The 24,415-nt window shown below is 66.8% G+C and carries 15 protein-coding genes and 2 pseudogenes; 6 read left to right on the top strand and 11 right to left on the bottom strand.

The features are described from left to right. Positions 1-9: 9 nt before the first annotated feature. From QMK30_RS15520 to pglW, 3 genes are read right to left on the bottom strand one after another with little or no spacing between them, the layout of a single operon-like run. Positions 10-3,900, bottom strand: coding sequence for a DUF6079 family protein (locus QMK30_RS15520; RefSeq protein WP_283518500.1), 3,891 nt, complete (start codon positions 3,898-3,900; stop codon positions 10-12). Next, positions 3,893-7,639 (bottom strand): BREX-2 system adenine-specific DNA-methyltransferase PglX, encoded by a 3,747-nt coding sequence (pglX, locus tag QMK30_RS15515; RefSeq protein ID WP_283518499.1) that lies wholly within the window; start codon positions 7,637-7,639, stop codon positions 3,893-3,895. The genes QMK30_RS15520 and pglX overlap by 8 nt, the downstream gene beginning before the upstream one ends. Beyond that, positions 7,636-12,084: a BREX system serine/threonine kinase PglW gene (gene pglW, locus QMK30_RS15510; RefSeq protein WP_283518497.1), complete on the bottom strand. Its 4,449-nt coding sequence runs from the start codon at positions 12,082-12,084 to the stop codon at positions 7,636-7,638. The genes pglX and pglW overlap by 4 nt, the downstream gene beginning before the upstream one ends. 295 nt (positions 12,085-12,379) lie before the next feature. On the opposite strand from pglW, the gene QMK30_RS15505 reads away from it, so the two are divergent. The 4 genes from QMK30_RS15505 (at position 12,380) to QMK30_RS15490 (ending at position 15,243) form a co-directional block, all read left to right on the top strand. Continuing rightward, positions 12,380-13,336, top strand: a complete 957-nt coding sequence (locus QMK30_RS15505; RefSeq protein ID WP_283518495.1) for a hypothetical protein — start codon at positions 12,380-12,382, stop codon at positions 13,334-13,336. Between the two features lie 39 nt (positions 13,337-13,375). Further along, positions 13,376-13,957 carry a hypothetical protein gene (locus QMK30_RS15500; RefSeq protein ID WP_283518494.1) on the top strand — a complete coding sequence of 194 codons (582 nt, stop codon included), beginning with the start codon at positions 13,376-13,378 and terminating at the stop codon, positions 13,955-13,957. A gap of 648 nt (positions 13,958-14,605) precedes the next feature. Then, a complete protein-coding gene (locus tag QMK30_RS15495; protein ID WP_214900769.1) occupies positions 14,606-14,839 on the top strand; it encodes a type II toxin-antitoxin system VapB family antitoxin in 234 nt (77 codons plus the stop codon). After that, on the top strand, positions 14,836-15,243 hold the full coding sequence (locus QMK30_RS15490; protein ID WP_283518489.1) for a PIN domain nuclease: 408 nt from the start codon (positions 14,836-14,838) through the stop codon (positions 15,241-15,243). Before QMK30_RS15495 ends, QMK30_RS15490 begins: the two co-directional genes overlap by 4 nt. 140 nt (positions 15,244-15,383) lie before the next feature. Here QMK30_RS15490 and QMK30_RS15485 read toward each other — a convergent pair whose 3' ends face one another. Both QMK30_RS15485 and QMK30_RS15480 read right to left on the bottom strand, forming a co-directional pair. Beyond that, on the bottom strand, positions 15,384-16,307 hold the full coding sequence (locus QMK30_RS15485) for a phosphorothioated DNA-binding restriction endonuclease (protein ID WP_283518488.1): 924 nt from the start codon (positions 16,305-16,307) through the stop codon (positions 15,384-15,386). 109 nt (positions 16,308-16,416) lie between these two features. Continuing rightward, positions 16,417-17,199 carry a DUF8829 domain-containing protein gene (locus tag QMK30_RS15480; protein WP_283518487.1) on the bottom strand — a complete coding sequence of 261 codons (783 nt, stop codon included), beginning with the start codon at positions 17,197-17,199 and terminating at the stop codon, positions 16,417-16,419. 196 nt (positions 17,200-17,395) lie between these two features. Here QMK30_RS15480 and QMK30_RS15475 point away from each other — a divergent pair. Both QMK30_RS15475 and QMK30_RS15470 read left to right on the top strand, forming a co-directional pair. Next, a pseudogene (locus QMK30_RS15475) lies at positions 17,396-17,897 on the top strand (proton-conducting transporter transmembrane domain-containing protein); the annotation flags it as partial. Then, positions 17,894-18,992, top strand: a pseudogene (locus QMK30_RS15470) (NADH-quinone oxidoreductase subunit N); the annotation flags it as partial. The pseudogenes QMK30_RS15475 and QMK30_RS15470, both read left to right, overlap by 4 nt. A 462-nt stretch (positions 18,993-19,454) precedes the next feature. Here the strand turns inward: QMK30_RS15470 and QMK30_RS15465 are convergent. The 6 genes from QMK30_RS15465 to QMK30_RS15440 all read right to left on the bottom strand — a co-directional run bounded on the left by QMK30_RS15465 (position 19,455) and on the right by QMK30_RS15440 (position 24,415). Further along, positions 19,455-20,438, bottom strand: a complete 984-nt coding sequence (locus tag QMK30_RS15465) for an Rv1681 family radical SAM protein (RefSeq protein ID WP_283518486.1) — start codon at positions 20,436-20,438, stop codon at positions 19,455-19,457. After that, on the bottom strand, positions 20,432-21,241 hold the full coding sequence (locus QMK30_RS15460) for an Rv1680 family SBP-like protein (protein WP_283518484.1): 810 nt from the start codon (positions 21,239-21,241) through the stop codon (positions 20,432-20,434). Before QMK30_RS15460 ends, QMK30_RS15465 begins: the two co-directional genes overlap by 7 nt. A 38-nt stretch (positions 21,242-21,279) precedes the next feature. After that, complete coding sequence (gene fadE16, locus QMK30_RS15455) at positions 21,280-22,404, bottom strand: Rv1679 family acyl-CoA dehydrogenase (protein WP_283518482.1); 1,125 nt, start codon at positions 22,402-22,404, stop codon at positions 21,280-21,282. Continuing rightward, positions 22,401-22,808, bottom strand: a complete 408-nt coding sequence (locus QMK30_RS15450) for an Rv1678 family membrane protein (RefSeq protein WP_283518480.1) — start codon at positions 22,806-22,808, stop codon at positions 22,401-22,403. Before QMK30_RS15450 ends, fadE16 begins: the two co-directional genes overlap by 4 nt. Before the next feature lie 21 nt (positions 22,809-22,829). Beyond that, positions 22,830-23,324, bottom strand: a complete 495-nt coding sequence (locus tag QMK30_RS15445) for a DoxX family protein (protein ID WP_283518478.1) — start codon at positions 23,322-23,324, stop codon at positions 22,830-22,832. A 239-nt stretch (positions 23,325-23,563) separates the two neighbouring features. Continuing rightward, positions 23,564-24,415, bottom strand: a complete 852-nt coding sequence (locus QMK30_RS15440) for a cytochrome c biogenesis CcdA family protein (RefSeq protein WP_283518476.1) — start codon at positions 24,413-24,415, stop codon at positions 23,564-23,566.

Genomic DNA, 24,415 nt, shown 5'->3' with positions numbered 1-24,415 from the left:
GGGCTCCCATCAGAGATCGCTGCCCGGCAGGCTCGCACTGTCACCCTGTCCGGTTGGCAACACCTGCCAGTTGATCTCGATCTCGACGTTCGGATGGGCTGCCGCGTAATCACGGATCTCGTCCTGCACCGCGCCGAGAGCCCGGCTAAGGGCGGTCTCGAGCACGCTCCCGCCCTCCGCGGCCTTGACCCGCCGCGAGCGACGAGAGTCGACCGTCGGTGTGTCGTCTATGGAGGGCAGCGGTCGCTCACCATGGTGAGTCGGACCGTCGTCCTCGGGACCGGGGGCCTTCACGGGGAGCTCAACGGGGGGCGGGGGCGCGATTGGCGCGACGGTACTCAATCGCGCCGCCTCATTGATCAGCGCCACGGCTTGGCTGCGCGCCCCGCTGAGCACCGGTGCCAGCCTGGTATCGAACTCATTCTTCGACGCGGCCTCGGCAATCTCCGCAAGAAGCCTCCCGGACCGGTCGGCGAGGCCGTCCCCGCGCTCGGTGTACTTCCGTACGCTGTCGATCAGTTCCCAATCGGTCCCCTCAAGAGCGTCCAGCACCTCCTGGGCCGAGGAGATCACCTTGCCCAGTTCGAAATACGTGCTCACATACGTCGCCGCCGCCAGGTCACGGGTGAGCGGCGTCGCCTCCGGAGTCTGCTTGATCCGAGCGAGGAGGTCGGCCGCGTCCCGCACCGACCGCTCGCGCGGGGTCGGTGTCTCGCCAGTCACGCCGAGGGCGGAGCGGTAACGGAGCAGAGCACGTCGCAACCCGGTGACGGCACTCTCGCGCGCCTCAGCCTGGGTGTGGACATCCGCTGCCAGTGCGTTGACGTTACGGGCGAACAGCACCGTTGGCACACTTGTGCCGAACAACGCCGCAGCCCGCTCGTGCGCCTTGGTGTACTCCTCCTCGCTCGGCCGCTCCTGTGCTCGCAGTGCCCAGCCGGCACCGATCTGGTCCAGTGCCGGCGAGGCATCAGGCCTGCCGTTGTACACCCAGGAGCGGTCCGCGAGGAGAGCGTAGGTCGCGATCACTAGATTGGAGACCAACTTGTCGAGCCCTGTCCAACCCAGCTCGGCTATCCAAGCGCGGATGTCCTCGACTCCGAAGTCGCCCTTCGCACCGTGCTTGCCCGCCTGCTGGTCGATGTGCCGGCGCCAGTCAGTGGAGACGTTCAGCGGCCCGTCGTGCACCTCGCCCAACTCCAGCGGATGCACGATCCGTGCCACATCGCCCAGATCGCGGCTGTCGACGACGACCCGGCGCGAGCTGTCATCCATCGCCTTGACGATCCACCCGTAGACCATCTTGAACTTCGCGGGAGTGACCTGCTTGCGGCTCTCCTGACGGTCGAAGTTCGGGTGCTTTGGATACATGGCGTCCAGCAGCCCGTCGGCGAGCTTCAGCAGGTTGTACTCGAAGGACCCGCCACCCTGGAGCTGAGGGGTGTGCCCCGCATACAGCGCATGGACGTGCTTGCCTTCGGTGACCTGGGCGCCCAGGTCGCTCTCGTTGGCCTTGGCAATGCCGTACGCCTGATGCAGTACCTGCCCCAGCTGCGCGACGAGCGTCTCGCGCTGCGCCTCCAGCTGATGCCGCACCCGTACCTGGTCGTCGGATCCCAGATGGGTAGCGAAATCCTTCAAGCGGTCGCGATCCAGCAGGTAGTTGATCTTCAGTAGGCGGCCGAGCTGGGTACCCCGCTGGTCGGAGATGAAGGAGGGCAGCCAGACGAGAGTCGGTGCGTCCGGCTTCTCGCGCTGCAGGCGGTAGACCCGGTTCTCATCTGCGCTGGGGGTGCCCTCCTCGTCGAAGGGGTAGTCGATGACACAACGGATCCGGTCCGGAGTGGACGGATCGAACTGCGCGTCAGGCAGGATCTGCGGATCACGCACGTTCTCGAAGACAAACTCGGCGGTCCTGCGAGTGCCGTGCCAGACAATGTCACGGTCGGCGACGAGAGTGCCGTTGTCGGCGATTCGCAGCTCCCGCCACAGCCACTCCTGCACCCACCGCTTCCGTGCCCCGAGGGTGTCCTTCTCGCCGACGCTGTCCAGGATCGGTTCCACATCCAGGTCGGACAGATGGAGCGTGAAGACCGGGTCCAGGTCGTGGCCGTCGCTGCGCAGCTCTCCGGGGAACTGTGCCTGGAGCTCCTGCATTCGTCTGACGACGATCCGGTCCTCCTGACCGGTACGCGAGCGGATCGACCCATGGTTGAGCGCGTTCAACCGCGGCCCCGTCAGCCGGGCGAGAGCTGGCACCTCGGGTGCGAGGTAGGCGAGCAGCATCGTTTTGACGAAGCGTTCGTCAGCCTTGTACTTGGCGTCGTCGGCAGACCCATACTTCTCCAGCAGGTGGTCCTTCACCTTGCCGTGAAAGCGGGTCGCCGCCTCGGCCTCGCTACGCAGCCGATCAGTGAACGCCTCGCCCATTCCGTCGGCCAATACGTCCCACAGGTCGCCCAGCGGGATCAACTCACCGACCTTCATGTCCTCGCGCCGCTTGTACAGCATCTGCTGGAGCAGTTTGAGTCCGGTGCGCTCGCGCTGGAGCGCACCGGACAGGGCCACCAGGACATTGAGCAGGACGGGCGAGACCGGGTAGAGCGCCTTGAAGTCCGCCCAGTCTGCGTGGGTGACGCCGTTGGCATCGAGCAGTACGTCACGTACCGACTGGTTCGAGGTCTCGATCCGGGCGAACGCAGCTTCGAGGGCAGCCTTCGCCGCGTCGTCCTTGGGCTTGAGTACGCGCTCCTTGATGATCTCCGGAAGGTTGCGGTCCTCCAGACTGATCGGGTCGATCCGTCCTGCCAGGTATTTGACCTGCTGTTCGAGGTTCTTGGCTTCGGCGCCGACCGCATCCGACCCGATCAGCTCGGACAAGTCGCGCTGGCGGGAGATGAAGGAGACGACGGGCAGTGCGCGTCCACCCGTACCCGACTCGATCAGCTTGACCAGCTTGTTGACCTCGTCGTTGACAAAAGTCCGCTCGCGCAGATGCGCCTGGAGCCAGAGGATCAGCTCGTCGAGGAACAGGATCAGACCGTCGTAGCCGAGGGATCTGGCGTGCCGGCTGATGATGTCCAGGCCGTTCTCCAACGGGAGGTAGGCGTCCTTCACGCCAAGAGCACCACGGGAGTACGAGGAGTACGGCCCGGACAGCAGCGCGGAAGCCAGCCACTCGCGGACCTTCGGGTCGGGTGAGGCGGCCAGAGCTTGGTCAAGGAGGGGCGGGGTCCAGACCTTCGGAGCCTCCTTGACGTCGAGGTTCTCCAGGTCACCCTCGTCTTCCGCTGCTGCGGCCTGCTGTGCGGATCCCTGCTCCTCCTTCGGCAGCGCAGGGTCGCCGAGCCAACGAACGAACTGGGCGTCGTCGGCGAAGAACTCCCGCTGGCGGCGGGCGTCGTCGAACATCGCGTCTGCCCGGTAGACCGGAGGCACGGGCGCATCCGGATGCAACTGCTGCACCGTGCGGACGTACCCGCCGAGGATCGCCGAGTCGAGGTCGGTCGCGCCGACCAGGTGGAAGGGAACCATCAAGAACTTGCGGTTCCGCAGCCAGGAGTCGTGGTCCGCGATGACCGGCTGAAGCGCAGGCTTGGCCCGGGCAGCCGGGTCGTTGGAGAGGATCGCGTGCAAGACAGTCATGAAGTGGCTCTTGCCAGAACCGAAGGAACCGTGCAGATAGGCGGCGTTGGACGACCCCGCCTGTACCGAGACCTCAACGATCTTCAGCGCCCGACGGAGCGCCTGCTCCAGCTGAGGAGTGACCACGTACTCGCGGACCCGCTCGGCGGTCTCGTCGAAGCCGCCGGACAGCTCGATCTTGAACGAGCCAGCCAGAACGTCCTTGGAAAGGTCCAGTACGTCCCGGAGGTAAAGCTCGCCGCTGCCGCTACTCATCGTCTTCCACCGTCTCCGTTGCGAGCGTTGTCTTCGTCTGCACTGCGGTGCCTGCTGCCTTACGCGCCCGGGTCTTCTTCGTCGGACGCCAGTCGGTCAGGGCGGCCGGGGTGAGCTGCGCGCTCGCCAATTCCCCGTCCAGGAAGCTCTGGAACTCCTCGGCGGCGGATTCCTCGCCCCATTCCTCGTCAATGTCCCCGAACCACTGACGCAGCCAGGGCATGAGCTCTGCGATCCCGGCGAGGAGCGGTACGAGTCGCTCGGTCGGCCAGTCCTGCTGCTTGCGACGCTCGCTGACCAGGTTCAGCAGGGCGGTCGCCTGGTCCCGCTGGTCCCAGCCGGCCCAGCCGAGGAGGAGAGTCGGGTCGGAGTCGGGGTTCGCGTCCGGATAGGACACGAAACGCTCCTTGGGCACGTCGAGTTTCCCGCGGTTCGACCAGTAGGACTGCTTGGCGAAGTCCGTAGACGCGTACTTCGGGGGTACGGCAATGTCGAGCTGCTCCCCCGTGCGGTCCTCCTGGCGCTGCTGCTCCCAGACGTTTTCCCACTGTGCGCGCTTGCGCAGGCCGGCTTCCTTGTAGCGGTATGCGGAGAGGTAGGGGACGTGCTCCGCGTCGACCACGTCTGCCAGGACCAGGGCTAGGGAGAGGTTCGGCTTACCGAGGTGAGTCGCGTAGAGACGTGCGGTGTTGAGGATCGCCTCCGCGTCAGACCGCTTCTCCAGCTCGTCGGCGAGCTGGCCTACGGTGAGGGTGCGGGGCTGCTCGAAGTCGTTGAGGACGTGGAACCACAGGCTCTTGTCCTCGCACCGGTCCAGCAGCCAACTGCGGAGCGCGGCCTTCTCGCGCTTCTCCCAGGGGTCGGTGGCCCAGCGACGCTTGCACTCGGGGCGCTCGATGAGCGCGAGGTCGCGTCGGGCGACGATGGCGTCGATACGGGCCTGCACGAGTCCCCGGTAGGAGTCCGGCCAGTGGGCCGGGATCTCGGTGACGGGGTTGGACCCGTGCCGGTCGAACCATGCGGTCTCCAGCTCGCCAGCGGCCTGTCTGCGCGCGAGCACAATCTCGAATGCGCGTTCCCCGAACTTGACCTGGGGAGTTGTCCTCGGAGCGAGACAGGGGTCGGTGAGGCGAGCCTTCTCGGCGTCGGTGAGCAGCCCGTAGGAGTGATAGACGTTCCAGTCCAGCTCCTCCTGAAGCGCGATCATCCGCTCGCGGGTACTCGTCCACGCGGTGTGGACGGCATCGAGGCGAGCACGAGTGGGCGGCTCCTCGGCGGCACAGACGGAGAAAGGCTCGTGCGTGGCGAGCTCCTGGGCGAGGGTGTCGAGGAAGCGGCCGAACGAGAGAGGAAGCTGGGCGGGAAGGGGGAACTCCTGAAGCTTGGTGCCTGTGAACTCGTAGAATTCCTCCCACTCATCACCGCGGTAACCCTCGTTCACACCGCCGTTGCCCTTGCCATGACACACCTGCTTGAGCCAGAAGCATGCCGTCGATGAGTTGAGCACCCCGAGCAACGCCAAGTGCTCATCCTCACTCGCCCCCGCCGCCAGCTTGATCACCGGTGCAGTGCGGATGAATACTTCACTACCTCTACGCAGGGTGAAATGGGCGTGCGTGGATACAAAAGCAAAAGTTAGCAGAAATTTGGATACATATCTTGATCGCGAGAAGCTAGAATATTCAAACCATGTAAGCCCTTGTTCTTCTTGGGTCCCCGAGAGTGCCCTGCGCAATTTAAGAAGAAGTCGATTCGGCCACAGGGAACGCTCCGTGGGGCGCGAGATGGCAGGAGCCATAGCATCTCCCGCATAGGGGAAGACTCCGGAGGATTCTGGATTGATCGACCAATCTCGAATCGCCGCCCCACCCAGCACGGGTCGAATTTCTTCCTCTGGAATACTTTTCCTTAGGGCAGCCGGGCGTCCAATAATGTAGGCATCGTCCTCGCGCGTCACGGCGCAAAAACCGATGCTAGAAACTCTCGCACTAAGCTTACTTCGGACACTGGTGTCGATCTGGTCGATTAGATCCGAGGCTCCTCCTCCACTAAGAGACCAGGGATGAGTTGCTAGCTGTCGCCTCGAAATATCGGTTGCCGTTACCCATTCTGATTCAGTTTCACGGGTATCAATTTGGCGGATGATCGCCTTCCATACCAGCCCATCTGCTGCGACGACTGGCTGGGATGGTTCTCCACGAATTCCAAGTACAGCGCGAATTGGCTCTTCTTGTCGCGGGAAGTGATTCCGTCCCACCAGAATGACCGTGGGGGTCCCATGCCCGGGGATGTAGGCCCCTGATGTATCAATCACATGCGTGAGGTGGATCTTGGAGTTGAAGAACCCTTCGATCAACTTAGCGCCAAACTCTCGCTTCATAAACGAGTTGGCCGTGATCTGCCCGACATATCCCGCAGCCCGATCGGACCCTCCCGTTCGCACTGACAGTTGGAAGAGTCGTTCGGCGAAGGGGACCGAGAGTGCGTATTGATGTGAGCAGGACTCGTACACTCGGTAGTTGAGCTTCTCCTGCTTGTCCTTGACCGTGATGTATGGCGGGTTCCCCACGACCACGTGGTAAGTGTCCCGCGTTAGCAAGTCGCAGCGTTCCTCGTAGTCCTCGATGTCCTCAGTCCGGTAGTGGAAGACCTCCTGCGAGGAGAACAAGTCCTCACTTTCCCGCTTTGGCGCCCCGCGCCCATGCAGCAGCGAGTCCCCCACCGCGATATTGATCGGGAATTCCCCTAGCACATCCAGCCGCCGCTTGTCCGCTGCCTTCAGCACGGCCACCAGTAGCCTGAACCGGGCCACCGCCACTGCGAAGGGGTTCTTGTCGCATCCATGCACCGAAGCTAGCGCCCGCCGGATCAGCGTGAAGTCGTCCGCGGCCTTGTCCGTCTCCCGCCACTTCTCCAGCAGCCGCTCGAACATTCCCAGCAGGAAGTGCCCCGACCCGCACGCCGGGTCGATCGCCCGCAGCCCCGCCGGAAGTTCACGTACACCGCCGTGCCCATCACGGATCTCGACGACCGGGTCAAGGCCGAACTCTGCCACCGCCGGCTCCAGCGTCAGGTCGAGGATGAACTCCTCCACGAACACCGGTGTCTGCAGCAGCGCGTACGTCTTCCGAGCGTGCTCGCTCAGGTCCTGGTACAGGTCGCCGAGGAATCGCGTGTCCAGCTCAGAGTCCACGAACGCGTGGACGATCTCGCCGTCAGCCCCGACCCGCCGCCAGAACTTCAACAGCCCTGTCGCCGCCTCGTACGAGGGCTCGATCTCCCACATCGGGTTGTGCGCACGGTCGAAGAGGCCTGCAACCGTCGGATTGGTCCCGGCCAGGTGGTCGAAGGCGGCGATGATCCAGTCTCGGTCGTTCTTTTCCGGGTGCGCTGCGAAGAACGCAGCGTCGTGATCTTCCGCGTCCTTGAGGCGTTCGCCGACGCCCGCCAGCCACGGCCTGGCGACGAGCTCGTTGTCCTCGCAGAAGCGCACGAAGACGCAACCCAGCACCCACGCCGCCGCGACCTGCGTGACCCGCTCGTCTCGCCATGCCTCGTACGTGGCTGCCGTACGCCCCGCCTCGAAGGCCTTCCCGTACTCCGCCCTCAGCTCCTCCCGGTACACCTCCACCGAGTCGCTGCGCGCCCGCAGATCGTCCTCCAGGAGCGAGACCTGCTTGCGGAGGTCCTTCAGCAGACCGTCCTTTTTGCTGCCGCCACCACTACCGCGCGCGCTCACTGTGCCAGTCCCTCTCGATGTGCGGCCAAGTCCTTGAGGAAGTCCTCGGTCAGCACCACGCGTTCCGCGTCGCCGCCGGTCACCTCCACTGTGCGTCCATCCAGCTCCGGCGCGCCCTGCGGGTTGTGCGAGGGGGTGAGCAGCCATAGCCCATGTGGTCTGCTTCCCGGCTTGCGGGCCTCCCGCTGGACTCCCACCAGCAACTCGTGGCCGCCCGCCTCGTAGTAGTGGGTGAGCAGCCCTGCCGTGTGGACGAACAAGACCGATCCTGGCTCCGCTTCGGCAGCCTCCGCCAAACGTTCCGCCACCCGGGGCCACACCCGGACCACGAAGGACCGCAACCCGCCTGGCAATGCACCGCTCCTGGTATAGCGGGTGTCCGCGCCCAGCACCTTGGACCAGTCCGTCCCATGTTCGGCGGCCAGCTCCTGAAATTCCTTCAAGAACACGCGCCCGAGATTCACCGGCACCACCGGGAACGCACGCGCGACCGCCTCCATCACCGAGCCGCTCTCGTCCCGCAGTCGCCTGACGGACACATTCAGTGCGAGGAAACCGCCTTCTCGCACAGCGGAGTTGAGTTTCGTGGTGAGCAGTGCCACCGGATCGCGCCCGGCTCCCGCCCGCGCGGCCTGCGCGCGGGAGGCCGCCGTCACCGTTCCTGTGGATGATGAGAACAGCCAACTACTGCCCCCGCCCATCGGGGCGACCGGCGCCAGCGGCTTGAAACGCTGCTCAGTCGTCTCGTAGGTCAGCGGGAAACCCGCTTTCTGCAGGGCGTCCTCGACCTCGACATACGTGGGCCTGCCGAGCGCCATTTCGGGAAAGCGGGACCGCAGCCGCGCCAGCAGTCCGTCCCGACTGATCCCCGCGTCGCGGCGCACACCGGAGGCAGCCTGTGAGATCTGCAGGGCCCGCCACAGCTCCAGCGTCCTGGGGTACAACTCGAGCCGCGGCGAGGCAGCTGCCCCTGCCGAGGCCGAGGCAGCCAGCGTCACCAGACGGGCGTCCGGCAGAGGGTTCATGTCCTCGGGCGTTGCCACAGCCCGCAGGTCACGCAGAGCCGCGGTCCGGTCGGGCAAAGGTTTGGTGACTGCAATCTTGTCGGCTGCGTCACCCAACGCTACGGCGTACGCTGCGAGCTCCTCCGGCGTGGGGTCGTCGGAGCCGTCCAGTGACGCCAGCGCCACGATCAGCCGCCCCCTGCGTCGCATCTGGGCGAGCTGCGGCTCATGCTCCTCGTCGCGGCCGGTGAGGAGCATCTCGGCTGCGACTCCAGCTCGTACGATCGCGTGAGCGGCCGCCTGCGTGTTCTTTTCAGTCTCACTTTCCGAGCCATGACTGGCAGCAAGCACCCTGGCCAGTTCGCGTGCGGTCATCACCCGACCCGCACCACGGACTGCGTCGACCAGCTCGTCGCAGATGACGTCCATCCACCCCGCCGCAGCCCAGCCATCGATGGCCGAGCTGAGGTGTTTGGAGACCGTGAACTCGGAGACCTTGACTTTCTCCGCGACCTGCCGGTTGGTCGGCCAGGCGCCGACTTCCGACGTGTCGTCGAGTCCAAGCCAGGCCGCGACGACCTGGGGCCGTTTGTTGTCCTTGCGGCCTGGCGGAACCGGATTGAGGAGGGCCGTGAGCCGCTCAACGTTCTGCCGGGCCTCGTGCTCCGCGCTCAGGGTGCCGCCGGCAGCCGGTGCAACCGGCTGCACTGTCTCGGCGGTCTGCGTGGCCTTGGGCTTCCTCGGCCGCAGTGCCAGTGTCCACTGTCGGTGCCGCCGGTTGAGCTCCTTCTTGACGACCGCGCCGATCCCGCGCTTGTTCCGGAAGCTGGGCAACGGCACGTCGAGCAGTTCACCAACCGTCACTGCCCCCAACTCCTCAGCCACCGCCGCCGCCCGCGCCGTCAAACCGGCGTCCCTGAGAGTCGTGGTGCACTTCGCTCTGTCCGCGCACAGATCCCGGATGGCATCGTCGGACAACCCCTGCGGGAACTCGCCCACCCCAAGGAGCGACAGGTTGTCCGCGGTCGGCGGCGGCTGGGTACGGTCGGCTTCACTGAAGATCGCCCGCCAGGCGTCCCGCATCTGCCGCAACGTCTCGAAGCGGCGGTTGACGTCCCGGTGCAGGGCCCGCTCGAAGAACGCCTCAAGCCCCGGCTTCAATACGGCTACGAAGGCGTCGGAGGCGATGAACGGGAGTTCGTCCTCGATCCCCAGATGAGGGTCCTCCTGGCCGGTGCCCCACGCCGGGCGCTCAGCGGCGGCCATCTCGTACAGGACGACCGCGGCCGCGTACCGCTCCGCGTAGTCGTCGTACACGGGCCGCCGTGCGTCACCCAGAAACGGGTCCAGATAGCCGCGGGTGCCTGCCTTGATGTCCCGGTCAGAGACTGCTGCCAGGGAGAAGTCGAACAGCATCAATTGCTGTTCTCCGTCCTCCCGGACTTTGATCCCGAGGTTGTCCGGCTTGAGATCGCGGTGCCGCATACCCCTGGCTGCGAGATCGTCCAGCGCCGTGAAGAGATCCTCGCCGCAGGATGCCAACTCCTCATATCCCAGTGGCCCGTGGCTGCGCAGCCGCTGACCGAGCGTTTCAGGTCCGGCGTATTCAAGGGCTAGTACGGTCCTGCCGGCAAGGGTGCGCGGGCCCTCGTAGAGCTTGACGATGCGGCCACTGCTCACTTGCTGCAGGGCTGCGGCCTCGGAGGCCAGGCGCTCGTTCTTCTCAGCGTCCAGAGCTACCTTGAGGACCCGTTCCTCCGCCACCAGCCGGCCGCGCTCGTCCTCACTGACGCGGGTCACATACAGGGCACGGGCGGTGGCGCCCGAGCCGAGCACTCGTTCCACGGTCCAGTCTCCGTCAACGGCCTGGCCGGGAGTGGCGTTTAGGGGGTCAGCCTCCACGGCGGCGGCTTGAGCGGTACTGGCCTGCTCGGTTTCATCAAGCCAAGTCAGGAAGGCGTCTGCGGAGTCGAGACGTTCGTCGACTGATGATCGAGTAGCGGCATACACCAACTCGTCGAGGCCGGAGTCGACCGCGTCACTGACTGCGTACATGTGCAGTCCGCCGTCGGCCTGTAGCCGCTCCTTGAGTGCCGTACGGGTTTCAGCGGGCGGCATCCCGGTCAGGATGTGGTGAGCAACCGCACCCAGACCGAACACGTCGAGGTCCACGGGGTCCGGGAAGTCAGCGTCTGTCTCCGGCGCGAGGTAGCACTGGGCAGCGTCCTCAATGTGCTCTTCGGTGAAGGAGGCCTCGCCGAGTGAGCGCAGGGAGGTCGTGTCGAAGTCGCGTGCGGAGGCCTGCCAGTCGATGATCCGCAGGACCGGATTGCTGCCGTTCTCGCGCGCGGTGACGTATACCGAGCGGGCGGCCAGTGCGCGGTGGTAGAGCGACCGACGGTGAGCATAGCGAACAGCCTCGGCGAGCTGGCGGACCATGTCGCGTCGTACCGCGTCGGGCAGCTTCGCTCCGTGCACCGCCAGATAGGTGTCAAGGCGAAGATCACTCTCGCGATGACGGAAGAGAATTGCCGGACCGCCCTGGTGCTGGCGGATGGCGACAGCCTGAGCGATACCGCGGTGGGTGATCCCCTGGAGCACCTGGTACTCGCGCTCGGCTGCCCGCATGGCCGAGCGGCGTTTGTCCTCGCTCGCCATCTGCTCGACGAGGTAGACCCGGACCCGGCCCTCCTCGTGGATCATCTCCTTGCGCTCGGCGAGCCGGTCCTCCCAGGTGGGGCCCGCATCCAGAGGGCGGGAGGATAGTTTCCAGCCGTCGCCGAAGTCGAGGTGAGCGGTGGAGGCCCGCACCCCGATCTTCTTCATCAATACGGGCAAGTGCCGGGCGAAGTCTTCGGTGATACGCCCGTTCTCGCGCTCCGGCGGCAGGCTGAGAAAGTCGCCCCAGATGCCGGGTAGCCCTGTGACGGCACTGTCGCGTCCATATACATGGGTGCGCTGGACCGTGTCGAGCTCGCTCCGGAGCAGCGGGTCGGAGAGGAAGACCGCCGGGTCGATGCGTGGGATGCGCGGGATGGGCAGGCGGAGATCGTCGGCGGCCTGCTGAAGGCGGGACTTGAGCTCCTTGGACTTCAGGTCGGTGAGGTGCAGCGGGTTGCGAATCGTACGGATCCGGCCATCAGGAGCGTGGAAGCTCCAGGTGTCGCCGCTGTTGACCACCCGACCCGGGTGCCCCTTCAATTCGACCAGGTACAGGCCGCGAGGTACCGCGATGAGGAGATCACACTCGTTGATACGGCCGCTCATCGCCGTGAAGGAGAACGTTGCCCACGCGTAGTGGGGGGCGGTGGCCGGCATCCGCTGCTTGACGTGATCGAGAGCCGCCTGCTCCCAGGGGAACGGTGACGGCCGGGTCTGGTACCAGCGTTTCACCTGAGGTGGCCCGGGCCTGGGGGTCACCTGGCCGGCTGCTGCCGCCACCGCCGTTCACCGCACCTTTCCACTGCCGGACCCGCATGCTCGTCGACATGATCGCTGTCGAGGGTGATGGTATGAGGCGAATCGCGGCTTTCTGAAATCGTCAGCCTACTGAATGGGACATCCTGCCAGGTGGGAGGCAGTATCGCAGTGGACCGCGGGAAATCCTGACGGCCGCGAGGTAGACCCCAGAGAGCTTGTCGCTATCTGGCCATTCTGTGGCCTGTATGCCATACGTCACAGTGCGCACCTCTACGATCATGGAGTACTCAGCAAGCCGCAGGCGGGGGAGATGGATATGGCCGGGACCGTGCGCAAACGCACCGTATTTTTCTTCGAGATCGTGGAAGCTCGCCGCGGCCAGCCCCGTATGGAGCCCCAGCCCTGGAGAAGCTTCCTCGGCCAGGTCGCGGCCTCGGAACCGCACGAGCGCATCGTGCGCAGCGCGGACGACCAACTGGTCGGGATCGTGGATACGGCAACCGCGACTGATCACCTGCAGCTCGCCAAGATCACAGGCGAGGTGCCGCACCAGCTCGACCACAGCAACGGCACCATTGAAGCTCTACAGCTTGCGGCCGGCACAGATGTGGTCCATGTGACCACGCTCTGTTTCCTGCCCTATGCCAACATCATCGGCGCCCTGCACGGAGGCTTCTCCGCACCGCGCGTCAGCGCCATCACCAAGTGGCTAAACGGGATCGGTCTCCCCTGCGGCGAGGTCGTACTCAAGCCCGTCATTCACGCGCGAGCCCGCGAGAAACTCAACCGCATCGAGGCGGTATCGGAGTTCACCGTGCAGCTCGAAGGCGCCCCGGCGGACACCATCAGCGCCCTGGGGGCGCGGGGGGACCTCGCAGACTCCCTGCGGAGCTTCGGGCAGCGTCACCCCGACACCTCCATCACCCTCTCCCTGAAGGTTCCCAGGCGTGGAGGGCGGCTCAGCAAGCTCCGCAGGAACCGGGCCGCCACCCAACTGCGCAGCGATGTGCTCCAGTTCATCCCAGACCTTGATGAATGGATGGACGAGTCGGGAGTGGTGCGCTCGGTTAGCGGCCAGGTAGCCATACGCGACCCACACCGCCAGTCCCTGGAGTACGAGCCGCTCGACTTCCTGGCCCACCGCATCACAGCGCAGTGCGATGTGCCAGTCGCGTTCACCGACGGTCGTTCGGTGGATCTGCGATACGCCGTCAACGCCATCTTCAGTGCGGCTCGCACGCATGAGCGTGCTCTCCAGGAAGCCTGTCAGTAGCGGCCGCTACTCTAAGCAGCAGTCAGGAGTGGGGGACGCGTGCTGGATTGGCTGTGGCGACAGTGGGTGGGCAGACCTGCGGTGGACTGGATCCTCGCGCTGACGGTCACCGGCATACATCTGACGGCTGTGTGGATCACAGGCGGCGGAGATGTACTGGCCTGGCCCGACAGAGAGCAACGGATCGCCGTCTACACGGCAACCGCGACGGTCGCCGCAGTCGTCGGTAGCTTCATCACCGCGGCTGTCACCCTGTACGCCGCATCCACCGGAGAGCGCATGCGCACGTTGCGCACGCATCCCGTACAGGGGCCGCAATTCCGCCGAAACTGGATGAGCATCCTCAGCGCAACACTGGTGGTCTCAGGGTTGTGCTTGCTGACCATCATCCTCGACACGAAGCAGCGCGACCCGGGCGGGGCGCACTGGCTGGCCTCGGTGGCCATAGCCCTGGGAGTGGCGCGAGCCACGCGGCTGGTGTGGCTGTTTGGCAAAATCATCATCGGCGGCGACATCGATCTCGTGGATGCTGCGCTCACCCCAACACGGCCAGCACCGACGCCGCTGCCCGTGCCGCCGCGGCGGCCAGGCGCCCGTGGCGGCGTGCCGGGAAGTAGCTGACGTACTTACCAGGAGACGGGGCGGCGCCTCTACGCGTTGGAAGGGAAATCCGCTGCGGGGAGGTTCAACTACCGGCTCCGAGCTGTCGCGGCCCTCCCCGGGCTTCCCCGCTCCGTCCCCGTGGGGACTCGTTGGGGACACATTGGGGACGCAAGGACAGGAACAGACTGACAAAGGCTCCAGAGCGCCAGCACACGGAACGCACTCTGAGCTGGTAGAACGTCGAAAACCAGCGTAGAAATGCAAGGGCCGCCAAGATCCCCAAAGGACTCATAATCCGTCGGCCGTGGGTTCGAGTCCCACCCGCCCCACTTCAAATCACCTGTGCAGAAACGTTCTGACCTGCACAAATGCTGTAGTGAGGTCCCTTGCGAACCTCATGAGGGCCCTCACTCTAGCTCCGGACCAAGATCCAGTGGAGACTCAGAGGGCGCGGTGTGTCCGAAATGCGGCTCATGATCGATGGGTCGCATGTGGCCTGAAAAGTGATCTGGGTAGATCTCGTGGCGTGCGCTGAGAATCAGGGCTTGAAGCCTTGAGCTCGCCGATCCGGCTTCGCGCCGCCGCTCCTCGCGGGAGCTCCCACAGTGAATGTTGGTGATGTATCTTAAGTATGTACATCGTGTACTCATGGGTGGGGTGGTGAGCATGTCCGTTACCCAGATCGACCTTGATGACGAGGCGCTGGCCGAGGCGATGCGCCTGATGGGCGTGACGACGAAGAAGGAGACCGTCAACGCGGCTCTGCGGGATTATGTGGCTCGCATCCGGAGGCTTGAGGCTGCGGAGAAGTTGGCCGAGCGAGGCGAGCGCGGCGAGTTCGAGGAGGCCGCGGCTGCGCACGACGCTGCCAAGCGCGCGCGGCGGGCGGCCTTTGAATGATCACCTATCTCGTTGACACCTCTGCGCTGTGGCACCTGTTCCGTACCCCAGGGGCACTGCGCCCCTGGGAGGGGCACATCGCCGCCGGGGTGTTGCGTATCTGTGAGCCCACGCGCACTGAGTTCCTGTGCTCGGCCACCAGCCCGGCTCACCGCGACGAGTTGGCCGGGGAGCTGGATGCTCTGTGCCAGCTCTCGCCGGTCCCCAAGAATGCGTGGCGCTGGGTCGACACCGCCCAGTACAAGCTCACACAACGAGGGCAACACCGCGCCGCGGGAGCCATCGACCTCCTGGTGTGCGCGACAGCGGTCCACCACGGTCACACCGTGCTCCACGTGGACAATGACTTCGCCACCGTGGCGGCGGTACTCAAGGAAGTGCAGCAGCGGGACGTCCGCGCCTGACACGCTTCAACAGCCCTCCACTGTACGACGCTGAAACCCGTCCGGGCGCTCAAACAGCGGCTCATGGACATGGAGGAGCCCCCGGGCGAGACGGAGTATGCACCCTCGTCTCGATACGGGGCGCCGCCGGACCCGATGAACTAAGTGGCCTGTGCTCCAGGCCGCTTAAAGACCTGCAACCCGTGCCAGACGACGAAGTCGGGTTCGACCACGGGTCGTCCGGGCCGGGGCGTGGACAGAGGCTGCCCGTGCAGGGCGTCGATTGTTTGTCCCGCATGGCTACGGGCCACGTACATCTGGGAGACCTGGATTCGCAGGTCCGGCATCAGGCCGATGACGCCCAGGTCGAAGAGCGTGTGGTGCAGGGAGCACAGCGCGAGACCGTTGTGCATCTCGTCCGGCCCGTCCTGGCTGTGCCATCGGACATGGGCGGCCTCGAGCCCCACAGGGTTTCGGCCGAGCGCGCCGTCGTAGCCGCACATGGCGCATGCATACGCGTAGGAGTGCAGGACTTCTTCGGCGAACCCGGGTCGGCGCTTGCGGCGCTTCCTCATGGTCGGCTGACAGGCGGAGTCCTCCAGGGCTGCCAGATCGAGGCCGACGGCATCACAGATGGCGGCCTCCAGCGCGGGCGTGAAGTGCTGATCCAGCAGGAGCCGGGCAGCCGCCGCGAGCGTGCCCGAGTCAGCCAGCAACTTCTCGACCGGGGGAAGCAGTTGGCCGTGAGCTCCCCGCGTACGGAGCCAGCCCCCGCGCTCTGGGGCGTCCGGCCCGATGGGGTTGCCGTCGTGGTCGTGCAGCCCCCACAGCTCGCGCTCGAGATGTACGAAGGGCATCGCAGCCCGCTCCCGTGCCCTCGACCGGCTCATCACCGTCGGCCCGAAGTCGTTGATCAGACGGCTGACAGGCTCCTCAGCCTCGTCGTACGTCACTGTGGTACTGCCCGAGGTGCCGAACCGCCCGAGCAGCCACAGCAATAGCAGCGGCTTGTGCGGGGCGCGGCGACTACCTATCTGAGCACGCCGTAGTCCGGCCAAGGCGCTCATCAGTTCGTCACTGGTCACGGGACTCACTCTGCCATCCCACCGGAAGCGTGCACTGTCGCTCCGTGAGGGCGAGCGCCTCTGCGGCTCAGGGAGGGTGCCCGTCGTGCCAGGGTGCCGCAGGGGATGTTCAGGTGAGGGCTGGATTGCCGTGACATTTCTTGTACTTGCGGCCTGACGCGCACCAGCACGGTCCGTTGCGGGGCGGGGGCCAGGACTTCGCTTGTCCTCGGGCTGCCAGGTCGGCGGCGAAGGAAGCACGCAGACCTTCGGCGGCGGGGTCCCGGTCTTTGTCGCGGGCGTCGGCGGCGAAGTCGTCGACCGTACCGCGGGCGGTACCCAGGCGGGGCTGTCCCTGGTCGGAGTGGGTACGCAGCAGCTCCTCCACCCCACGCAGGTGGTGGACGTGATCGGTGCCGTAGTCGTCGGCGAAGGCAGGCCAGCGGCGGAGCAGCTCGGCGAACTCCTGCTGCGGCCAGAACACCGCACAGGTCATCTGCGGTGCGTTCAGGGCGCTGCGGCGCTGCTCGACCTGCGCGGTGAGCCGGGCGATCTCGGCGCGCAGGACCTCGGGGTCGTCGTTGTCGAGCTGGGCGAGGCGCCTGGGGTGATGGAGCTCGTCCAGGGTTTGGGTGCCGCGCATCAGCGGCGGGAGCTGGTCGTGGACCTGGTCGGCGACGTCGTCCCATCCGTCGCGTGGGTCGCCGAGTTGGCGTCGCACGCGGTGGCGGCCGGTGAGCAGCATGTCGAGGCCGGGCGGGCCGGTGCGTACGGTGTCGGCAGTGAGTTGGGCGGCGGCGCCGAGGATGTGGCTGATTCCCGCGGTGAACCACTCGGCGGTCGCCTGCAGATCGCCGGCGGCCTCGAAGGTCTCGCCAACGAAGTGCCAGGCATCGCCGTCGCGCGGATGCACAGCCCGCAACCGGCGGGCTGCCTGGCGGGCGTGAGTTTCGCGTCCGGCGTCGAAAGACCACCGGCTGAGCGGTCGGCGGTGAGAACGGTTGCTACCGGTGCTGCTCACGTGGCGACGACCTGCGGTCGCGTCCGGCCGACGACCCGATCCCGGGAAGTGGCGGCCGATGAGCCTGGATCTGTTTCTGCTGCTCGCGGCCGTGTTCCAGATGGTCAGCCACGGACTGCTGACCGGAGCACTGTTCCTGCTGTCTGGTGTGCTGTACGAGCGCGGACGCACCTATGAGATCTCCGCGTACTCGGGTGTCGCCGAACGCGCCCCCACCTTCGCCGCCTTGACCGGGGTCGCCGCCTTCGCATCCCTGGGCCTGCCAGGCTTCGCCGGTTTCATCGCCGAGTTCCAGATCCTCGCCGGAAGCCTGGGCCCCCAGCCGGTGGCGACGGGCCTGGCCGTTCTCGGAATCCTGCTCACCGCCGGTCTCTTCCTGCGCGCGCTGCGGCAGATCTTCCTCGGCCCGTTGCGGCTCCCGGCCATCGCCCCGGGTGCTGAACCGTCCTTCCGTGACATCCGGGCCCACGAGGCGATCTCCATTGTCCCCCTGCTCGTTCTCGGCGTCGTCCTCGGTGTCACAACCCGGTTCGTCCTCGACATCATCGAACCCCGCCTCCCGCAGGGTGCTGGAGCTGCTCGCGCGATGACCGAGATGAACGAGAACCCCCTCGACCTGTTGCCCGAAGTGCTGCTCGCAGCCTCGGCCGTCCTGGGGCTGCTGCTCGGTGCGTGGATGCCGCGCCACCGGCAATGGGTGGTCGGCGCGCTCGCGGGCGGCGAGCGTCGCGGGCATCGTGGCCGCCGCGGTGGCGGCAACCGATCCTGCCACGACCGCCTTCGGCGAACCCTTCGCTATCGACCCGGTCACGAACACCAGCAGGATCATCATCCTCGTCGGCACACTCCTGATCCTTGCCCTCGCCTCGGCGCCCTTGCGCGGTGACCCACGCGAGACGGAGTTCTACGTCCTGTTGCAACTCGCAGCCGCAGGTGCCCTCATGCTGGCCGGAGCCCAGGACCTGCTGCTGCTCGCCGCCGGCTATCTCCTCGCCAGTGTGCCCGCCTACGCGCTCGCGGGCTTTCGCAAGGACGGGCCGGGGACCGGGGCGGCCCTGAAGTACTACGTCGTCGGTGCGCTCCTCGGCGTGGTGATGCTCACAGGAATCACCGTCCTGCTTGCCGCCGGGCGCAGTACGTCGTACCCGGTACTGCGGGGCGCGCTGCCCGAGGCGCCCGCGGGACTGGTCGCCGTCGGCACGGTCGCGCTGCTCGCGGAAATCCTGTTCAAAGCAGGAGGAGTGCCAGGCCACTTCTGGGTGCCGGACACGGTCCAGGGCAGCCCGTCGCCCGTCGCCGCGTTCCTCACAACCCTGCCCAAGATCGGGGCCCTGGCGGCCTTCTATCGGTTCGCGGCCGAACCGCTCTCGGGTACGACCACGCCATGGCCCGACCTTGTGGCCGTACTCTCCGTCGCCTCAATGACGTTGGGTAATCTCGCCGCATTCTTCCAGCAGGACGTCAAGCGCCTGCTCGCCCACTCGACCGTCAGCCAGGTCGGCTACATCCTGATGCCGGTGGCGGTCGCCGGACGTACGGACATCGACCAGAAGGCACTGCTCTACTACCTGGCCGGGTACGCGGTCACCAACCTCGGAGCGTTCGCGGTGGTCTGCGCACTTCCTGAGGCCCGGACGATCGAGGACTACCGGGGCGTGGCACGGCAGCACCCTGCTCTTGCCGTGTACGCGACCCCGGCCGCCGTCACCGACAGAGTGCGCGGTGTCTCTCGTATCAAGCTGGAGATGGTCGGGGCGATCCAGCGCAGGTAGTAGAAGAGGGAGGCGACCGTATTGAGCGCCGCCACGACGACCAGCCACGCGTACTTCCCGTCGAAGGCTGCGCACACCGGCACCGGCCACCAGCGGCGGCGCCACCGATTGTGGCGGCAGGGCGATATCGCAGAGGCGGAGAGGGGATGACCGTGGACGACGCGACGTAGGCACCCGGCAAGGTGAGTTCACCGGCAGCGGGACGGTAGGAGGTGTTCGTCGAGTTCAGCAAGTCCGTCTGCCCCATCTGCAAGGCCCCGGTTGATGCGTAGGTCAACGTCCGCGAGAGCAAGGTCTTCATGCGTGAACGGGGCCGGGAGCACGGCGGGTGGCTGTCGCTTGGCAGGTAGAACGGATTGCTCGCCCAGGATCAGCTCATGCGCAGGGGAAGGTGCGGGCAGCGGCGTCCGCTGCGGCCTGGTGGGCGCGGTACTGCTGCCGTACGAGGTCGATGGCGGCGTCGAGGGGGAAGATGTCGCGGGTGACGAGCTGTTCGTCGTTGTCGGCTCCGACGGGGTGCCAGTACACGCCGTCGGCGGTGATGGTGACCTCTGGAATCAGGGTTTCCACCGTGAGTTCCAGGCCGTCGTCGGCGGCGCCTTGGTGGGCGAGGGGCCGGACGACTTGGTGCCGGTGCGGGATGCCGAGCGAGTCGAGGAAGGCCCGAAGCTCGTTTTCCTCGTTCCGATCGTCGGTGGTGAGCGTGGCGGCTACCCGTACGGTGAAGCCCTCGCCAAGGGCTGTGCGAATGCCGGCGACTGCCTTGGCCCAGGTGCCTTTGCCACGGTGGGAGTCGTGCAGGTCCGGGGTGGCGGAGTCGAGGCTGATCTGCAGGGTGAGGCGGTCGCGGGGCATGGCCTGGAGTATCTGGAGCCGGTGTCCGCGGAAGAGCATGCCGTTGGTGAGGAGGGTGGTGGGCAGCGCGGCGGTGCATTCGGCGACGATCTGGCCGAGGTCCGGCAGCATGAAGGGTTCGCCGCCGGTGAGCAGGATCTCGGTGACTCCGGCGGCCGGGGCGGCCTTCGTGATCTCCCGTACCCGGTCCACGCCCAGCGCGCGTCGCGCTGCCTGCGGTGACGACCGTGCGCAGCAGTAGTCGCAGGCGAGGTTGCAGTCGAAATTGGTATAGAGCCACAGGCGGGCCCCAGGGCGGCGGTCCGCGGGAAGTGCCGCGACCGGATCCGCCGGGCGTCCGCGCCGGACTGTGACGCTGATGTCGTCGGCGGCCACCAGCGTGTTGCCGGTGCGGGCGCACCACGCAGCGGCCAGTTCACGTTCGTCAGCCGAGTCGAGCGGGAGCGTGATCATGTCCCCCTCCGCTGCGGAGGAGACTCTCTCGACCAGCTCGAGGATCACCATCGCGACGCGATGTCCTGTTCTTCGACGGCCTGGAAGAGGTCGGTGTAGCCGTCGAGTTCGGGGCGTACCCAGCGTGTGAGCCCCTCAAGTTCCAGGATGCGGCGATGTTCGGGGTCGTCCCAGTCCATGGCCAGCAGGTGCGTGGTCCAGGTTGCGGCACGTGCCGCATCGAGGGTGTCGAGGGCGGTGAAGTTGCAGTGGCAGTAGGCGGGGCTGGTCCAGAAGGATTCCAGGGCGCCGGGCATGAGTTCGTCGCGTCCGATGGACTCCCAGGTGGTGATGCCGATCGCGGCGGCGTCGGCGTCGCCGTCGAGTACGGCCCGGATGGCGTCCAGTTCGCTGCGGCCGGTGTCGCCGTGCTTCCCCAGGTCGCTGTCGATGCGCAGGATCTCGACATCTCCGTTGTTGATGCCTTCGCGACGCAGGTAGTGCAGGGGCAGGATCGCCGCCTGCGCGGAGTCCCGGCTGCCCAGCGCCAGCCGCCGACCCTTGAGGTCCCCGGGGCCGCGCAGTCCGGCTCCGGCCCGGCAGACCAGGTGGCTGCGGAATGCCAGATCGGTGTCGCGCATGGCGAGCGCCGTGGCGTGGCCGTCGGCCTGGAGGACGGTGCGTACCCAGGCCAGGTTGGTGTTCCAGGCAATGTCGATGGTTCCGGCCAGCAGAGCGTCAACCTGGCGGCCGTAGTTGGAGAACAGCACGAAGTCCATGTCGACGGGGGCTGTGCGGTAGTAGTCGCGGATGCCCTCCCAGATGGGCACGACGTTGGGGGTGTACGCCACCGCCCCTACCACCAGCGTTTCCATGGCTGTCTCCTCTTCGGGCGGGTCTAGATTCCTGGGCGTCAGCCGAATACCGGCTGGCCGGTGATGGCCTTGCCGTAGAAGTCGTAGAGAACGTCCGCCGTGGGGGCCATGACATGGCCGGCGCGGGCGTCCCGGAAAGACCGCTCGATGCCCAGGTGCTGGGAGAATGCCGCGCCGCCGCACACCCGCATGGCGTCGTCCGTGACGGTCAGGGCGGTGTCGTTGGCCAGCGCCTTGACCCCGAGGACGTACAGCGGGGTGTCCTCGTCGGGTGCGGCGATGCTCGCCGCCGCCTGGTGGAGATAGGCGGTTGCGGCTTCGAGCTGCAGCGAGGTGCGGGCCAGCCGGGCGCGAATGGTGGGCAATTCGGCCAGTGTCTGGCCGGTGTGCTCAAGTCTGGCGCTGCTGGTGTGCCGCACGGCGGCCTTCAGGGCGGATCGGGCCAGGCCCAGGGAGACGGCCGCGTTTCCCAGGTTGAACCAGGGCATTACCGTCTCAGTCATCAGTGCGAACCCCGCGCCGGCCGGCCCCAGACGCGTGGTGTCCGCAGCCGTAACGTCGAAGCACATCGGCGAGGAGGCGTTGCCTCGCAGCCCAAGGCCTCGGAACGAGCCGGTGACGCTCACGCCCAGCCGGCCCGCCTGGACGGCGTAGAGGTCGACGGTGCCCGGCTCGTCGGCCGAGAGTACGGAGGTGACGTACAGCCCCGCATGGCCGGCGGAGGTTACCCAGCCCTTGTCCGCGGTGAACCGCACGTCGTCGTCGCCGTTGCGCTTGGCCTGGGTGATCGGTGCCCAGAAGTGCGAGCGGGAACCGGGCTCACTGAACGCCAGGGTGGCCAGTGTCCGGCCGGTGGCCATTTCGGGCGGGAGGGACGGGATTCCGGGCGGTGGTGAGGCCAGCACCGTCATGGCACCGCAGATGTGCATCAGATAGATCATGGCGGTCGAACCGCAGACTTCCGCCAGTTCGGCCGTGACGTGGGCGAACTCCGGCGGGCCTGCGCCGAGCCCGCCCACCTGCTCAGGCAGGGGCAGGCCCATCAGGCCGGACGTGCCCAGAGCGGAAACCGCTTCGCTGGGGAACCGGCCGGCCGCGTCCACTGCGGGGGCGTGCTCCGCGGCAGTGGCCAGGACCGGCTTCAGCGTGCTGTCCATATTCATGGGGAGTCGGGCCTTCCTGAGGAGGATGGGGACGGATCCGGGGCATTGCTGTGAGCCGCCGGGGCAAGGCCGAGGGCCAGCAAACCGACTGCGAACGCAAGGAGCAGGGCCACGGTGGAGCCGTCACCGCCGAGCAGGTTCGCATCCGTCCACCCGATCTGGACCAGCTGCAGGGCGGTAGCGGCGAGAAACCCGGTCCCGGCCAGGACGATCAGGGCCTGCACCCCGGAGAGCCCCGCGGCGACCGTCAGGCACGCCAGGATGAGCAGGACCAGCATTCCCGTGCCGCCGAGCGTGACGATCCGCCACGGGGGCGCGTCCGAGATCCCCACTACGACGCTTGCCGCAGCTCCCAGCCCCAGGCCCGTAGCGGCCTTGGCGATCGCAGTCCGTGGTGCCTTCACCCGATGCCTCCTTCGCCACCGTTATGACGCGACCAGTAGAAGCCGTGACAGCAGGCCGCGGCGCTGCCGCCAGGCGGGGCGCAGCGCACCGTCCACTCCATAGGCACGGCCCGCAGCGGTGGCCAGGAGCGCCAGATGCGCGACGTACATGAGGAAGTACGACCAGAACCACTCGTGTGGGGTGTTCAAGACCGAGAAAGTGATCGCGGTCGTCTGCACCAGCCCCACGAGTGCCCAGAACCGGGTTGCCAGGCCCACCAGCAGGAACGCGCCCAGGCAAGCCTCCACGGCGAAGGCGCCCCAGGCGAACACCGCGAAATTCGGAATGATCACATGCTCGACCAACCACGCCCACGGAGCGAAAACCTCGTGCTCGACCCCGTTCAGCGTCCAGCGGTAGAGGTCCCGCGGTGGGCCTGAGTCCTTGCCGAAGGCCGGAGGATGCTTCCACGAGAGATTCTGAATCCACAGCAGGCCGACCACGACGCGGCAGACTGCCAGCAGCAGACGGGACAACCGAGAAGAGCCCAGAGGCTCCTCCGCGCGACGTGTTGGGGACCCGTTGGGCACGTCCATGTTTGGCGACCTTTGACCTTGGACCGCGGACGGGGATCGTCCGAAGCCGCACGTCCATCGACTCACGCCGACGCGTACCCCGCAAGCCGGACAGCCCTTACGAGAAAGGAACGCCTTGGCCCAGGCGCCCCACGGCCGCCACTACAGGGTCCCGCTCTTGGGGAGTGGACGGCGGTGCTTCAGGGGTGAGTGCGTCCTCGGCCGCGGCGTCGGCGTATCAGCCCGCCGGCGATCAGTAGGGCGAGGGCCGCGGCCACGACGGGGACGCCGATCCAGGTCAAGGTGTCCGCCAACCACCGCTGCACCGCGCCCGCCGCGTCGATCACCGGGTCGGTGTCCGGGCCGCCCCGCAGGAGGCGGATCTCGTACCAGCCGTAGTACGCCACATAGGCCCCGGCCAGGAGTAGCAGGGAGCCTCCCAGCCGTGAGGCGAAGGCTCCCAGCCGCCGGATGCCTGACACTCGGGCGGTACGGGTCAGGGCCACGGAGAGCGCGGCCGCGCCGACGATGACGCCCATCCCGGCCGCATACGCCGTGAACAGCACGATGCCCTCGGCCGTCGAACCGCCGCGGAAGGCGGAGACGACGATGGCGAGGAAGGGGGCGATGGTGCAACCCAGGGAGGCGATGGCGTAAGCGCCGCCGAACAGGGCCATGGAGGTCAGGGACCGGGTGACACGGGGGGCACGGCGGAGTCGTGGCAGGAGCGGGGGCAGGGTGCGTCCGGCCAGCAGCCAGCCTCCGACGAGGACCAGCAGCAGCCCGAACACGATGGTGAACCAGGGCAGATGCTGCTGGATCTGGCCGGCGACCGGGGCGATGGCGAGGCCGAAGAGAGCGAAGACGCCGGCGAATCCGGCGGTCATGGCGGCGGTTGCCGTCAGGGCGCGGCCGACGGCCGAGGCCCTGCTGGGTGAGTCGTCGCCGATGACGAGCAGCGACAAGTACGCGGGGAGCAGTGCGAAGCCGCACGGGTTGACGGCGGCGAGCATGCCCGCGGTCAGCGCCAGGGCGAGCGGGAGGTCGGACAC

Origin of the sequence: Streptomyces sp. H27-C3 (genome assembly GCF_030063415.1) — a bacterium.
GTDB lineage: Bacteria > Actinomycetota > Actinomycetes > Streptomycetales > Streptomycetaceae > Streptomyces.
Note: the sequence above shows the minus strand (reverse complement) of the source record. Positions and strands in the feature narration are given on the sequence as shown.